The sequence below is a fragment of the Mucilaginibacter paludis DSM 18603 genome, from assembly GCF_000166195.2.
GTDB lineage: Bacteria > Bacteroidota > Bacteroidia > Sphingobacteriales > Sphingobacteriaceae > Mucilaginibacter > Mucilaginibacter paludis.
The window spans coordinates 237,118-251,374 of sequence record NZ_CM001403.1 but is presented as its reverse complement, the minus strand read 5'-3'; the positions used below and the strand labels follow the sequence as shown (position 1 = coordinate 251,374).

The window sequence follows — 14,257 nt, the reverse complement described above, 5'->3', positions numbered from 1 at the left end:
ATTTTTGTTAGTTAAACATAAGGCGATAACTTATGATGGGTTGCCTGGAGCAGACTATGCCGGTAACGTAAAAAAGTGTTATGTTTTCATGCCTGGAGCCCATACTGCCTTGTCAACGATAAAATGTCGGTATCGTTGAGCTAAAGTCATTAATAATCAATCAGGAATGCCGAATTTTTACTCAAGAATACGGACTGAGCACTGTTGATTTTACATTAGTAAGCGCGCCGTAACATGTCTGCAAGTTCATTGGGCAAAGGGCTGTCTTCAATGGCTGTGGCGGCAGCTTCAATATCGTAATCAAAGCGGATAAATTCAACCAAAATACTGTCTTTCTGGCTTCTGTGGCTCCGGTTGCCCAATGTAAGCATTACATAACAACCTCTTGCGTCGCCATCCTTTGGCTTCCCCACCGAGCCGGCATTAATAACATGCCGGTGCCTGCCATCTTCGCACGAAATAATACGTTGATAGGGTTTGTGCGAATGGCCTCCGCATAAAACATCGGCGCCAGCTTGCTGCATCATCTCCAATACCAGTGCTTCGTCCATGTTTTCCAAAACATATTCGTCTACTTTCCTCGGGCTGCCATGTACCATCAGGATGTTTAAGTTTTGATAGTCAAGCCGGATGTGTGCTGGTAAGGTGCCGAGGTATTCGATATGTTTTGGGTGTACGATGTGATAGGCATATTTTAAACCGGATGTATCAAGATTTGCGTCGTCAAGGCCTTGCACTTTTAAGTCGTGGTTGCCCGTTAGTGTGGCTATCCCGCGCTTGCGTATTTCGGCAATAATTTCGTTGGGCCAAATGTTGTAGCCCACCAAATCGCCAAGGCAAAAAACCGCATCTGGCTTACGGTTATCCATATCCTTTAGCATAGCCTCAAAGGCGGGTAAGTTAGCATGTATATCGCTAAAAAGGGCTATCTTCATTACGCTTGCAAGGGTATATGATTACTAAAATATTTTTTACGGAGCCAAAACGCCATATTAACCAAAGCAATTAGCGCAGGTACTTCCACCAGCGGCCCAATTACCCCTGCAAAGGCTTCGCCGCTGTTAATACCAAACACGCCAATAGCCACGGCAATGGCTAACTCAAAGTTATTGCCTGTAGCTGTAAAAGCAATTGAGGTGCTTTTGGAGTAATCTGCACCAAAATATTTGCCGATAAAAAAGCTCGCCATAAACATAATTGCAAAATAGATAACCAGGGGGATAGCTATCCTGATCACATCCAACGGAATTTGTACAATAAGCCTGCCCTTCAGGCTAAACATTACTACGATGGTAAACAGCAAGGCAATTAAGGTAATGGGCGATATAAAAGGCACATACTTTTGCTGAAACCAGCTCTCGCCCTTTATTTGAATGAGTGTATACCGGCTGATAATACCGGCGGCAAAGGGGATGCCTAAGTAAATGCCCACACTTTTGGCTATTTGTAAAATGGTGATGTTCACTACCAGCCCCTTGAAACCAAAAACAGGAGGTAGTATGGTAATAAACACGTAAGCGTAAACACTGTACAGCAATACCTGGAATATGCTGTTTAGCGCAATTAAACCAGCCGCGTATTCGCAGTTACCTTCGGCCAGTTCGTTCCATACAACCACCATGGCTATACACCGGGCCAGGCCAATTAAAATAAGGCCTACCATATATTGCGGGTAAGCATGTAAAAAAACAAGGGCTAAAACAAACATTAAAATTGGACCCACAATCCAGTTTAAAAAAAGTGAGGCGCTTAGTACTTTGGTATCTTTAAATACCTCGCCCATGTTTTCGTATTTTACCTTAGCAAGGGGAGGGTACATCATTAAAATGAGGCCGATAGCCAAAGGGATATTGGTTGTACCGTTTGAAAACGAGTTGATTACTCCCGACGAAGAAGGTATAAAATAGCCGATGGCAACACCGATAGCCATGGCCAAAAAAATCCATAAGGTAAGGTACCGGTCTAAAAAACTCAATTTTTTACATTCGGATGCCGGGGCGCAATGGCTGCTGCTCATGATAGTTTATTGATATGGTTAGCAACAAAGTTGGCCGAATAAATTTTAATCATTTCTCTTACCCTTCTAAACTCGTTCATCACTTCATCATCGCTTCCGTGTGCTTTTGCAGGGTCGGGGAAGTTTTCATGAAATCGCTCAACCTTGCCGGGGAAAAATGGACAAGCTTCGTTGGCGTTATCACAAACGGTAATTACATAATCAAAGGGGATATGGAGGTACTCGTCTACATGGTTAGAGGTGTGGGCAGATAGATCGATATGGTCTTCGGCCATTACCTGTATAGCCTTGGGGTTTACGCCATGGGTTTCTATGCCAGCGCTGTACACGCGGGCCTCGTTGCCAGCAAATTTTTGTAGATAGCCCTGAGCTATCTGGCTGCGGCAACTATTGCCGGTGCATAGTACTAAAATATTTTTCATTAATGTTTATTGGTTATAGCGGCTTTTTTTGCTTCTGTTATAAGGATTTTCCCATCACTATGGCAGTTTGCGGACAAACGCCATCATATTCCGAGGATTGTTTAATTTCATCGGGAACAATATCGCGGGCTATTTGCTGATAGCCTTTACGGCTAAAATAGCCCGAGGCGGTTTCTGTTAACAAGTATATGGCCTTTAGTTTATTGTTGCGGCCAAGGTTTTCTGCGTGTTGTATCAATGTATGCGCAATACCCCTGCCCCTAAACCGGGGCGCTACCATCATTGAGCGGAGTAAGCCAACATTGCCGTAACATTCCAGCCCGACAATACCGGTAATTTCGTGGTTTATGATAGTAACTAAAAAGTTTTCGAGGCTATCGGGTAAATCCTCAAAAGGCAATTTTTCCGCCTTTAGCAAATTAATTACGCTGGCGCGGTATGGCGTGGCATTTTCAATCAGCATCTGTTTTTTTGATTAGCAGCATCCCGAGCCAGGTGTACAGCAGCTTTCGGCGGCCATTGCCAGGTTTTTTAACTCAACTTTCGGTTTGGCAGTAACCACTGGGGCGCAACATTCTTCGCCGCTGGTAGTTGTGCCGCAACTGCCGCCCCGTTCAATGGCTTTGCATTGGGTAAAATCAGGGCGTAGGTCGATAATTAAATTCTCACCGTCTGCCGTCATCTCTCCGGGGTACATCTGCCTGGTATCATATTGCGAGTTGCCAAATTCAATTTTTACCACGCCTAATGGGTTCAGTTGCAATTTGTTTTCAACCAGGTTAATAATGGATAAGGCTTTGCTCACCTGCATGCCCGGTTCTTGGTTTGTTGTGCCCGGTTCCCAAAGCTGTATGATGATCTCTGTCCAGCTATTCATTACGCCGCCGCAATCTACCGAAATGATAGGTGCCTGTTTAATTTCGGTAATATGGTATGATGCATCAACCCATTTACTTTCGGCATATTGAAACTGAAGATACAAATCAGGGTATTGAGTCAATTGATTTTTAAATTTTTGCCAATTCATGGCTTCTGTATTGTTCATGATGTTAAGTTTAGCAGCAGTTTTGATTAAGCGCGGCATTTTCCATATCCCCGAAAAGGGTATTAAACGCGCTGTTGAAATTTTTAAAAGCTTCCCAATTGATGCAGTAGCACGATTTTTTGCCATCAATAGTCCCCTTAATAAGCCCGGCATTTAACAATTCTTTTAAATGTTGCGATACCGTAGCCTGGGCCAGCGGCATCACTTCAACTATTTCGCCGCAAATGCAGGTGCTGCGCTCTGCCAATACCCTCAGTATGGCTATCCTTGCGGGATGGGCCATGGCTTTTGCCAGGTCGGCCAGTTTTTGGTCGGTATTGGTAAATGCTTCTTTTTTGTTAATCGCCATTTGTTAAATTATATATCGCAAATATACGATTTGATGGATTAAAAAAACAAATAATTTTTTGAATTTTAATGATTAATATTACATATTTGATTTTCTGTACGTAGCCTTTCCTAATCGTTTATTAATCGAATGACTTTTATCTGTTTAACCTTTTAATTTTAGCCCTTAGTTTCATATTTTCTATTCACAATGTCATTAACCATATTTAAATTGCTACAAAAAAAGAAAAAAAGCGTTCTGGAAACCTGGATGAATAACCAGTTGGCTGATGAAGGACTTCGTGAGGACCTGATCAGCAATGAAGAGTTACGAAGCCAGTCAGAAGAGTTGATTGACGCTTTGCTGAATAACTTGGTCGAAGAGAATTTTACCGATCTTAATTCCGAAAAATGGGATCCGGTTATCGAGATATTGGGGGGCATATCCATCACCCGCGCACGCCAGGGCTTTAGTCCGCGCGAAACCGGGAACTTTGTTTTTAGTTTAAAAGAGGCCCTTTTGGAAGTACTGCAACAAGAAGTTAAAAACGATATCGAAACGTTGTTTAACGAGAGTATGAAAATAGGCAGGCTGATGGACCATTTGAGCGTTATCACTTTTGAAACCTTTATTAAAGGGCGCGAAGAAGTTATTTTACGCCAAACGGACGAAATAACTGAGATATCAACTCCAGTAATCCGTGTTTGGGATGGTATTTTAGCCTTACCCATCATTGGTACTTTGGATAGCGCCCGCACACAGGTAGTAATGGAGAACTTGTTGCAGGAAATTGTAAATACAGGTTCAAGTATAGCTATCCTGGATATTTCTGGTGTACCGGCGGTTGATTCGCTGGTGGCTCAGCATCTCATCAAAACAGTAAGCGCTACACGTTTGATGGGGGCAGAATGCATTATCAGCGGTATCCGCCCGGAAATTGCTCAAACCGTGGTGCATTTAGGGATCGATCTTTCGAGCATTATTACAAAAGCATCGCTGGCAAGTGCATTGGCATATGCTTTTAAGGTTATGAAGCTGGAAGTAAGAAAAGTTAGCACCCAAAACAAAAATTTAATTTAATATCATGGATAAAATTCCTATTCTAAGAATGGGGCCCTTTTTATTGGTGACCATACAGGTTGACCTTTACGACAGGTTAGCATTAAACCTGGAGGCCGACCTGGTACAGATGGTTAATAAAACCAGCGCAAAGGGGGTGTTAATAGACATCTCTGCCGTATCAATCGTTGATTCGTTTATGGGCAGAATTATCGGGAACATTGCAAGTATGTCTAAAATATTGGATGCCGAAACTGTTGTTGTTGGTATGCAGCCTGCCGTAGCGATTACATTGATTGAATTGGGTTTGCCTTTAAAAGGCGTGCATACAGCGCTCAATGTTGAAAAGGGCATGGTTTTGCTGAGGTCTATGATTGATGAAGATCCGGAACAAGAAGAAGAAGAGATAGAAGAAGATGATTCTGACACTAACTAAAGACTCAGTCAAGATAGTTAGAGAACAGGATGTAATCCTTTTCCGCAACAGGGTAAAAGAGTTTGCCGTTAAAATTAAAATGGGATTGGTTAACCAAACTAAACTAATTACAGCGGCAAGCGAACTTGTGCGTAATATGCTGCGGTATGGTAACGGGGGCGAGGTGAAAATAGAAGTTGTTTCGCGAGGCAGGGATAATGGCATCAAGTTGATCTTTATAGATCAGGGTCCCGGCATACCGGATATAGCCCAGGCCATGAAAGATGGTTTTTCAACCGGTAAGAGTTTAGGTCTGGGTTTACCCGGAACTAAACGGCTGGTAAACGAGTTTGATATTAAGAGCGAAGTTGGTAAAGGGACTACAGTTACCATATTAAAATGGGCAAATGGTTGATGCAACACATATAAGCTTTGCGGCTGATGACAGGAGTTATTTTTCTTTATTAAAAAAAGAGATACATAAAAGGGCGCTGGATGCAGGTATAAACATCAAAAGAATAAATGAGCTTGATCTGATTGTTGCCGAGATGACATCGAACCTGTTTAAATATGCCAATGGCGGCGAAATTTTAATGGGTATTTTTACAAATGGTGGTTCGCCGTATGTCGAACTCATCAGTATTGATCGCGGTCCCGGGATATCCAATATTGCTAAAATGATGCAAGACGGCGTATCAACTACCAACACCATGGGCAACGGCTTGGGGAGTATCAAGCGCCTGTCGGACGTTTTTGAAATCTATTCGATACCAGACTGGGGCACCATCATTCTAAGTCGCGTATATAACGACAGCAAATCGGTAAAAAATACGTTGAAGGCTGATGTGCGATCCATTATATTGAGTAAACCCGGCGAAACCTGTAGCGGAGATGGGTTTATTTATAAAATTAACAACGATTATTTGAAAATTATGCTGGCCGACGGACTTGGCCATGGCCCCGAGGCCAATAAAGCAGTTAACGAAGCCGCCGAAGCGTTCAGGGTTTTTCCGGAATATAGCCCTACGGAAACCATCCGGTTTATACACAGCGCCATCAGGAAAACACGCGGCGCCGTAGCGGCCATTGTTTGTTATGATTTTAACCAAAAAAAGTGGACCATGACAGGTATTGGAAATATTGCTACCAAATTGGTTGGGGTTGGGGCATTGCGTAATCATATGTCGTACAATGGCATTGTAGGGCACAATATCCCTAATACGATGAATGATCAAGTGATTACATCCGAGCAGTTTAACCAGGTAATTCTTTGTTCCGACGGTATAAAAACACGCTGGGATCTTAGCCGTTTTCCGCTCATCAGCAAATATGATCTTTCAATTTTAGCAGCTGCAATTTATAAGGATCAGGCTCGTAAAACCGACGATATGTCAATCATAGTAACCAAGCTCAAGTAATGGTAAACATGGTAGTGATTATCAAAATCTCGCTTGAAAACGAAATGGACCTGATATTGGCTAACAAACGCTGCATGAAGGTGGCGGAGTTATTAGGCCTTACTATTGCTACCCAAACCACTTTTGCCACTGCCGTATCAGAAATTGCCCGCACCGTGATCGATATTACTAATAATGGAGAACTTGATATTGGCGTTGTGCAAAAGGGGCAACGACATGAACTGGCGGCCCTGGTTACCTTTAACAGCGACCTCACGCTGGGTAAAGCTGACGAAGGCGTTTATTACGCGCAGCGGCTGGTTCCGCAGTTTGAAATGGTTCGGGATGGTAATTTGTGCCGTATTGAAATGAAAATTGGCTTGCCGCGGTCGTTAAACACCAACAAGGTTAAGCTCGACTATCTTAAAAACTATTTTAAACAAGAAGTTCCTGCTACGCCTTACGAGGAAATCAAACGAAAGAACGTAGCCCTTAACCAGATAACCGCCGAACAAGAAGAGGAGATCAAAAGATCCAAATTTATAGACGATAAAAAGAACGAATTTATATCGATAGCCAGCCACGAACTTAAAACACCGCTTACCGTTATTAAAGCCTACACGCAAATGGCTCTAAAAGCTAAGGACGAGTGCAGCGAAAGGGTGAGGCAGTATTTGGTTAAAATAGATAGTCAGTCGGCCAAGTTGCACGATTTGGTGAAGCAACTTTTAGATATATCCAAAGCAGAAAATGGTAAGCTGGATTATAATATGCAAACCGTTAGCCTGGACGAATTTATTGCCGAAATGGTTTCTATTATGCAAAATATTACGCCCGGCCATCAACTGGAATTTTCGGTTTGTAGCGGGGTTAATATATCAGTGGATAGTTTGCGTATGGAGCAGGTATTTTCAAATCTCATCAGCAACGCGGCTAAGTACTCGGCCAAAAATACAGTGATTAATATTGTTTGCACCCTAAGCGCGGATAAAAAAAATGTTACTATTGCCGTGAGCGATCAGGGTATTGGCATGTCCGAAGAGTCGATTAAATCTATATTCAATAAATTTTACCGTGCCGAGACCGTTTCTAACAATTATGCCGGCCTGGGTATGGGCCTTTATATCACAGCCCAAATCATTAAAGATCATCGCGGCAAAATATGGGCCGAAAGCGAGATCCATAACGGATCCGTTTTTTATATTTCTCTTCCTTGTACCGTTTCCAGATAACCGGGAATATTCGGTGGGTATAGCTTCGAGGCCGTTTTTATTTCTGTGGCTCATCATAGTTTCTGGTTTTTATCCGATCCACAATTTTAAATATCCCGTCAATTGAGCATTTAATATTCCAAATCATCCCCAAACCAGCGGGCCGACTTCAAAACAATTTCCTAAATTTACGTCGTGCAAGATTATTTTTTGTTTATTGATACCGAAACATCCGGCCTACCTAAAGACTGGTCGCAACCTTACTCAAACGATGCCAATTGGCCGTATGCGTTGCAGGTATCATGGATAATCTATACGCGCGCCGGGGAAGAGATAAAGCGGAATAACCATTACATCCGCGATGATGATTTTACAATCAATCCCGAAGCCTACAACATACATGGTATTAGCCGCGAATTTTTAAACCTGCACGGCGAGTGGCGCAAAGATGTAATGCAACTGTTATACCAGGACATGTTGCAATACAAGCCCATGGTAGTTGGCCATTACGTAGAGCTTGATTATAATATTGCCGGGGTGGATTTTTACCGCATTGGTATGGATAACCCAATGGATACGCTTCCGCGGTATTGTACCATGTTGGGCAGTAAAGGCTACGGCCGCAACCCACGAGTTGAATATTTAAGGTTGGGGCAATTATACAGCGCCCTGTTTAATAGAACTTTATATAACCAGCATAATGCCATAATTGATGCCGAAGCTACGGCCGAATGCTTTTTTGAAATGATGCGCGACGGTGTTGTTACCGATGCCAGTATACAAAGGCAAGCCCTTGAACGCGAAAAAAAGAAACCTTACGTTTTAAAAAACGGCTGCGGAATACCTGTTTTATTTTTGTTAATAATAACCCTTTTAATTGCATATTGGCTATGATGAACCGGGTAGAGTTTTTAAAAACCGTTAATCCCTTTAACCTGCTGCCAGAGCATGTTTTGCAAGAAGTTGCCGAGCAGCTACAGGAGATTAGATATACTAAAGAAACTGTTATTTACCAGCAGGAGGTTACAAAACTCCGGGGCGTAGATATTATTGTTGAAGGCGAATACGAGTCTTTTTTTTACGATAGCTCACATAATAAACGGCTGTTGGAGCATCATAGCACCGGCTTTTGTTTCGGCGGTATTTCTGTGCTTATCAATCGAAAGCAATCCATCCGTACGGTGGTTGCCAAAAAAGGTACTCTGATCTACTTTTTGCACCGTCGGGATTTCAGGTCGCTGTGTAAAGCCTACGACGAGTTTTTTCAGCATTTTACATCCGAGTTCGGCCACATGATGCTGAATGATGAATTTGCTCATTTTTTTAAGCGCCCTGCTACTTTTGAAGAAAGTTACATCGCATCGGAGCAATTATATTCCCGTAAGATAGAAAGTATTGAATATCGGGATATTGTAGCCTGTTTTGCCGATACGCCTATTTATGAAGCCGCCCGCCTGATGGCCCAAAATAAAATCAGTTGTATTTTTGTAAAGAACCAGGCCGACGATATTATAGGTTATGTTACCGATATTACCTTGCGGGATAATGTAGTAGCGCAATTAATGGATGCCAATAAGCCTGTGATTGAAGTGATGGATAATCCAATTGTTTCTATCAGTACAGAAGCCTACGTGTATGAAGCTATTTTAATGATGTTTCGTACCAAAACCCGTTACTTGCTCATCAAAAAAGCGAACAATTATGTGGGCTTTATCAGCCGCACCAAGTTATTGAGCGAGCAGGCGCAATCTCCGCTGGTGTTTATCCAGTCGGTTAAGCTGGCACTTTCTGTGGATGAGTTGAAACGTAAATGGGAAACTGTACCTCAAATGGCTACTCAATTGCTTGGCCGGGGTGTACATGCCGAGATAGTTAACCAGGTGATTACCACCGTTGCAGATACCATAGCCATTAAGGTAATTGAAAGCGTGGTTGATGAGATGGGTAAACCACCGGCTAAATTTGTGTTTATGGTGCTGGGTAGCGAAGGGCGCAAAGAGCAAACCTTTAAAACCGACCAAGATAACGCTATTATTTATGAAGATAAGGCCAACGAGCATCGTGAAGAGGTTAGAGAATATTTTTTAGAATTTGCCAAACGGGTATCGGATAAATTGAACTATATAGGTTTTGTTTATTGCGAAGGAGGCTTTATGGCGATGAACCCCGAGTGGACGCATTCGTTATCGTACTGGAAACGTAACTACGCCAGTTGGATGGCCGAGTCTGTGCCCGAGAGCGTGGTGAAAATATCTACTTTTTTTGATTGCCGTTACCTGTACGGTGAAGAGGCCATCATGACAGAGCTAAAGGAGTTTCTGGATTCTGAATTGCAAAAACCTATGGAGAAACTGTTTTTCCATATGGCTAAAAATGCTTTACAATACGAGCCGCCTTTAACTTTTTTTAAAAAGATCCGCACCTTTACCAAAGGCTCGCAAGAGGTTTTCGATATCAAAAAAGCCATGACGCCCATTGTAGATCTGGCACGCGTTTATGCGCTTAAAAATCACATCTTCGATGTCAATACCGGCGAACGTTTAAAGGCATTAAAGAATATCGGCATTTTTACCGAATCGGCTTACCTGGAGCTCATTCAGTCCTATTATTTTTTAATGGGCATGCGCTTGCGCAGGCAGGCTACCCAAATTATTCACGATAAAATGGCGCCCAATAATTATATCGACCCGGACACGCTCACTAAAATTGAACGCGTAACGCTAACGGAAATCTTTAAAACCATCGAAGGATTCCAGGCCCGTATCCGCATGGAGTTCACCGGCAATTTGCTGGGTTAGGGGAGTATTAAGTCAAGAGTACTTAGTCCGGAGTTTTGAGTCAAAATTCGGCATTCCTGACTGATAATTAATTACTTTAGTTCAACATTAGCCGACATTTTATCGTTGAAACTACAGTAGTTGATGGTTAATAGTTCATGGATTTTATTAACCATCAACCATCAATAGCACCTTGCTATCAAAAACTCCCCCTTCACGGCATAGCCGTCAATTTAAGTAGCTGTACTCATATATTGTTGATTTTCAGTTATTTAATTTTTAGGCGCGGTTTGCCCGCATGGGCAAACCTATGTATTTTTACTCTCATATTTTTCGTTTTTTAAGGCGGGGAGGTTTAGATGACCCCGCCTTTCTTATTTTTGTTTAACTATCTAAATATAGTATTTAAATATCTAATAATCAAATACTTATTACAATTTCTTCTATTTTTAACCTATGTTTTCTGTGCTCTTTTGAAAGGTGCTTTAAGTTTAATTTCTCCAACAGAGCTAACCACTTTGAGCATATCCCTAAAAGCTGCGCTCGCAATTCTTCTTTCGTAGAAGCGATTAGTCGATGCACCTTTAAAACACTAATTTGACCTATCTTACCGATAGCCATGCATATTTTCCAACTCAAAACTGCCCAGATCAACTTACTGTATAATATACTGGTTATACGATCCGAACTTCCTTTGGGGAACGTGTGTATCTTTAAAAACGACTTCCATGCTTTAAAAACCAATTCTATCTGCCATCGCAGGTGATATAACTTTTGGATCAATTCAGCGCTATATTTTTCGCTCACCAGGTTGGTAACAATAAAGTTAAACCCTGCCCGCTCTTTGAATCCCTTACTGGTGGTACTGCCTTTCTTTTTATTGTACTTTTCAGTATTGGCTATCCGCCTTGCCTTGAGCTCTTCACTTACCGGTTCTATTATTATCCTTACCGGCATCTTATCAGCTCCGATATATACCTGTTGATCAAATACGCCGGTTATGCCTTGTAGTTTCGACAACTCTAACTTTTGGTATTGGTCGTCCTTTAATAGATAAATCGTTGTTTTCGGACATAATTTATTAATAAAGAAAGCTTTGACTTTGTTAATATTGTTCATATAACTCAAGTGAGTGTAACCCAGATCTCTCATATATAATACCCCCGGCTGAATTGATGCCTTGTCCAGATGACTCTCACCCTGGTCATTTGCGTTGGCCGGAGTTACTTTGATATCGCTTTTACCACTTTTGATTTCAAATTCAAATTGTACAGATGCTCCCGCTTTCATCCCACTTCCTTTTGTTCCGGGGAATGTCTCTGCAATAACTTCCGGCAACGCGAAACGGGTAGAATCTTTGATACGGATCTCCAAGCCCTGTGTTTGCTCTTGCGGTAACTCAACTGCTATTAATTGCTCAAAAACGGCTTGTACAAACTTTGTCATATTGCTGTGATGTCTTTGATGCAATGCCTGCTTCGAAATATCAAGCCCATCCCTCCGCATTAACTGCATACTCATGCCGTTAAACGATTGATCTCCATCAAATAACGCCATATCCAATAGTTCCTTGCCTCCCACTTTTCGTTTGCGTTGTATAGCCTCTGTTTTACGGGCCAGGCCATCTAACACCGTTGGTTCAAATAGTTCCGAACTCATTCGCTCGAATAATGACTGCAATTTTGCAGTTCCGATTCTTGCTCTAAAAAAATTTTATCCCTTTTTTTTCTAAAGTTGACGGCTATGCCCCTTCACGGGGCAGGGGGGCTCTACTTTTTGGCTGCACTTAGCAATGTTGATGCTGCGCAGGCCAGCATATTGCCTTTTATTTTATTGTACAGCGATGTATTAATTGTTTTATTGATCAATATAGTGCCGTTGGTACGTGTAGCGGCATCAATTTCCTGTGCGCTTATGCTATTTAAAAACAGGTTTAAGTGTAAGGCTATTTTGGTGGTAAAATCCTTGCTTCCGTCCGCTATAATGTTATTTACCTGCACGTTAATTTCCAGGTTATCGTTCAAGTCAAATTCAGCGGGGATATGGCCTCCTGCCCCTGTTACATAAGTCCCTTTTAATATAACTGGAAAATCTGTACCGTTAGTTTGGGTAAATATGGTTGTAGTTTTTACTTCGGTATAATCGCCTTTGGGTATACTAATGCTTGATAGGCTTGGCACAAGCGAAAAAAGATCCACATTAGTTAAATTTGAAGAAGAATATTCCACTGGCATGCCGCCTCTTTTTGCACTCATCCGGAATTTGGTAATACTGGCTATTCCCCAATTCCAGCTAAATGCCTGGCCGCCTGTTGCCCCATTGGTTGCACCTGCTGAGGCAAAGGTAAATGATGGATTATCTGATTGCAGTACGAAGTTGAGCTGCGGATCGCTGGCGGAACTTGCTACATTCGTTTTTTTACATGCTGTTAATGCTACGCAAAAAACAAAGGCAACAACTCCAAAATGTAAAAGAGTCCTTTTCACTTTGCTGTCGGTTAATTAATAGTATAATTAGAGTAACAAATATAATATAATTTTTAAATTGTGCAATGCGAATTTACTATTGTATAGTAATGTGTTAGCCCCAATTTAGCTCAACACCAGCCATGCATTTGTACTCTCACCTGTTACTCTTTTGGAAATAATATTTCGCTTGCCGGGCTATAGCTACTAACATGTGCTATTCCGCTATATATCCAATCTATGTCTTGCTGTGTGTGGGTAACTTATATGTAAACAAACTGTTCGCGACTGATTAGTCATTTTTAAGGCATCTCATTCATCATGTAGCCATCATTAATTAGAAAAGGATATCAAGTTGCCTGCCGAAGCAACAACCGATACCCTTTTTCCTGGATGCATATTGGCGATGTGGACTTTTTTTCAGTTAAAGTCCCATCAACTTATAGTCTTTTTATTGAGGCTTATAACCTTTCGGATATGTTCCGTCTTTCATGTGAATCTCCACTACACCATCCTGCGCATCGTTCCCGTATTTTTTAATCCCGGCGCCGTCCGAAATTACATTCATAGATTGAATAGATGCCGGATCTATTTTCTTTAAAAAGGACGTATCCTGGCTTTCCGACTTCAGTATCACCTTATCAAACGAGAACACAACATACAAAGGTTTGCGCACTTTCAAATCCGCCTGCGCTACGGTATTTTTAATCACTAATTGCTTGGGGAATTTGCCGTCTTTCATGTTGATCTCAACTACACCGTATTTTGCATCGCTCCCATATTTTTTGATGGCGGTGCTATCTTTAATCACAGTCATGGATTGAATAAATGCCGGATCTATCTTGTTTAAAACAGAAGTATCCTGACTGGTCGACTTCATGATAATCTTGCCAGACGAAAATACAACATACAGGGGCTTCCGCGTCAATGGCTTACTTGTAGTGGTTGAGTCTTTACCTGGATGTATGCGAACCTGTGCGCTTAAAGCCATGTAATTTAATAAGAGTAGGATTGTTAAACAGGTAGTTTTCATGTTTTTAATTGTTAGTGGTTAATGTTTATTTAAACTAAGTTTTTAGTTATTTGGGTTAAAATAGATCCTTATATGAGCAGTTTTATGT

General features: G+C 41.7%; 16 protein-coding genes. 7 read left to right on the top strand and 9 right to left on the bottom strand.

Annotated features, from left to right (window positions below; genetic code table 11):
• Positions 1 to 215 precede the first annotated feature (215 nt).
• The 6 genes from MUCPA_RS00990 to MUCPA_RS00965 are packed head-to-tail and all read right to left on the bottom strand — an operon-like array spanning position 216 to position 3,833.
• Positions 216 to 935: a metallophosphoesterase family protein gene (locus MUCPA_RS00990; protein WP_008503950.1), complete on the bottom strand. Its 720-nt coding sequence runs from the start codon at positions 933 to 935 to the stop codon at positions 216 to 218.
• Complete coding sequence (gene arsB / locus MUCPA_RS00985) at positions 935 to 2,017, bottom strand: ACR3 family arsenite efflux transporter (RefSeq protein WP_008503949.1); 1,083 nt, start codon at positions 2,015 to 2,017, stop codon at positions 935 to 937. The genes MUCPA_RS00990 and arsB overlap by 1 nt, the downstream gene beginning before the upstream one ends.
• A complete protein-coding gene (locus MUCPA_RS00980) occupies positions 2,014 to 2,439 on the bottom strand; it encodes an arsenate reductase ArsC (protein ID WP_008503948.1) in 426 nt (141 codons plus the stop codon). The genes arsB and MUCPA_RS00980 overlap by 4 nt, the downstream gene beginning before the upstream one ends.
• 37 nt (positions 2,440 to 2,476) lie before the next feature.
• Positions 2,477 to 2,902, bottom strand: coding sequence for an arsenic resistance N-acetyltransferase ArsN2 (gene arsN2, locus MUCPA_RS00975; RefSeq protein WP_008503947.1), 426 nt, complete (start codon positions 2,900 to 2,902; stop codon positions 2,477 to 2,479).
• Positions 2,903 to 2,914: 12 nt separating this feature from the next.
• Positions 2,915 to 3,484 carry a DUF6428 family protein gene (locus MUCPA_RS00970; protein WP_008503945.1) on the bottom strand — a complete coding sequence of 190 codons (570 nt, stop codon included), beginning with the start codon at positions 3,482 to 3,484 and terminating at the stop codon, positions 2,915 to 2,917.
• A gap of 10 nt (positions 3,485 to 3,494) precedes the next feature.
• Positions 3,495 to 3,833: an ArsR/SmtB family transcription factor gene (locus MUCPA_RS00965; protein WP_008503944.1), complete on the bottom strand. Its 339-nt coding sequence runs from the start codon at positions 3,831 to 3,833 to the stop codon at positions 3,495 to 3,497.
• Positions 3,834 to 4,022: 189 nt separating this feature from the next.
• Between MUCPA_RS00965 and MUCPA_RS00960 the strand changes: the two genes are divergently transcribed.
• The 7 genes from MUCPA_RS00960 to MUCPA_RS00930 all read left to right on the top strand — a co-directional run bounded on the left by MUCPA_RS00960 (position 4,023) and on the right by MUCPA_RS00930 (position 10,692).
• Entirely contained in the window at positions 4,023 to 4,892 is an 870-nt protein-coding gene (locus MUCPA_RS00960; protein ID WP_008503943.1) for an STAS domain-containing protein, read from the top strand.
• A gap of 4 nt (positions 4,893 to 4,896) precedes the next feature.
• Complete coding sequence (locus MUCPA_RS00955) at positions 4,897 to 5,307, top strand: STAS domain-containing protein (RefSeq protein ID WP_008503942.1); 411 nt, start codon at positions 4,897 to 4,899, stop codon at positions 5,305 to 5,307.
• Positions 5,288 to 5,701 carry an anti-sigma regulatory factor gene (locus tag MUCPA_RS00950; protein WP_008503941.1) on the top strand — a complete coding sequence of 138 codons (414 nt, stop codon included), beginning with the start codon at positions 5,288 to 5,290 and terminating at the stop codon, positions 5,699 to 5,701. The genes MUCPA_RS00955 and MUCPA_RS00950 overlap by 20 nt, the downstream gene beginning before the upstream one ends.
• On the top strand, positions 5,694 to 6,704 hold the full coding sequence (locus tag MUCPA_RS00945; protein WP_008503940.1) for a SpoIIE family protein phosphatase: 1,011 nt from the start codon (positions 5,694 to 5,696) through the stop codon (positions 6,702 to 6,704). The genes MUCPA_RS00950 and MUCPA_RS00945 overlap by 8 nt, the downstream gene beginning before the upstream one ends.
• On the top strand, positions 6,704 to 7,915 hold the full coding sequence (locus tag MUCPA_RS00940; protein ID WP_233276829.1) for an ATP-binding protein: 1,212 nt from the start codon (positions 6,704 to 6,706) through the stop codon (positions 7,913 to 7,915). The genes MUCPA_RS00945 and MUCPA_RS00940 overlap by 1 nt, the downstream gene beginning before the upstream one ends.
• A 174-nt stretch (positions 7,916 to 8,089) precedes the next feature.
• Positions 8,090 to 8,788 (top strand): 3'-5' exonuclease, encoded by a 699-nt coding sequence (locus MUCPA_RS00935; RefSeq protein ID WP_008503938.1) that lies wholly within the window; start codon positions 8,090 to 8,092, stop codon positions 8,786 to 8,788.
• Positions 8,785 to 10,692, top strand: coding sequence for a DUF294 nucleotidyltransferase-like domain-containing protein (locus MUCPA_RS00930; RefSeq protein ID WP_008503937.1), 1,908 nt, complete (start codon positions 8,785 to 8,787; stop codon positions 10,690 to 10,692). The genes MUCPA_RS00935 and MUCPA_RS00930 overlap by 4 nt, the downstream gene beginning before the upstream one ends.
• 399 nt (positions 10,693 to 11,091) lie before the next feature.
• Here MUCPA_RS00930 and MUCPA_RS00925 read toward each other — a convergent pair whose 3' ends face one another.
• The 3 genes from MUCPA_RS00925 to MUCPA_RS00915 form a co-directional block, all read right to left on the bottom strand.
• Positions 11,092 to 12,330, bottom strand: a complete 1,239-nt coding sequence (locus MUCPA_RS00925; RefSeq protein WP_008503844.1) for an IS4 family transposase — start codon at positions 12,328 to 12,330, stop codon at positions 11,092 to 11,094.
• 110 nt (positions 12,331 to 12,440) lie between these two features.
• A complete protein-coding gene (locus MUCPA_RS00920; RefSeq protein WP_008503936.1) occupies positions 12,441 to 13,157 on the bottom strand; it encodes a hypothetical protein in 717 nt (238 codons plus the stop codon).
• Positions 13,158 to 13,587: 430 nt separating this feature from the next.
• Entirely contained in the window at positions 13,588 to 14,169 is a 582-nt protein-coding gene (locus MUCPA_RS00915; protein ID WP_008503935.1) for a SusC/RagA family TonB-linked outer membrane protein, read from the bottom strand.
• Between the last annotated feature and the right edge of the window lie 88 nt (positions 14,170 to 14,257).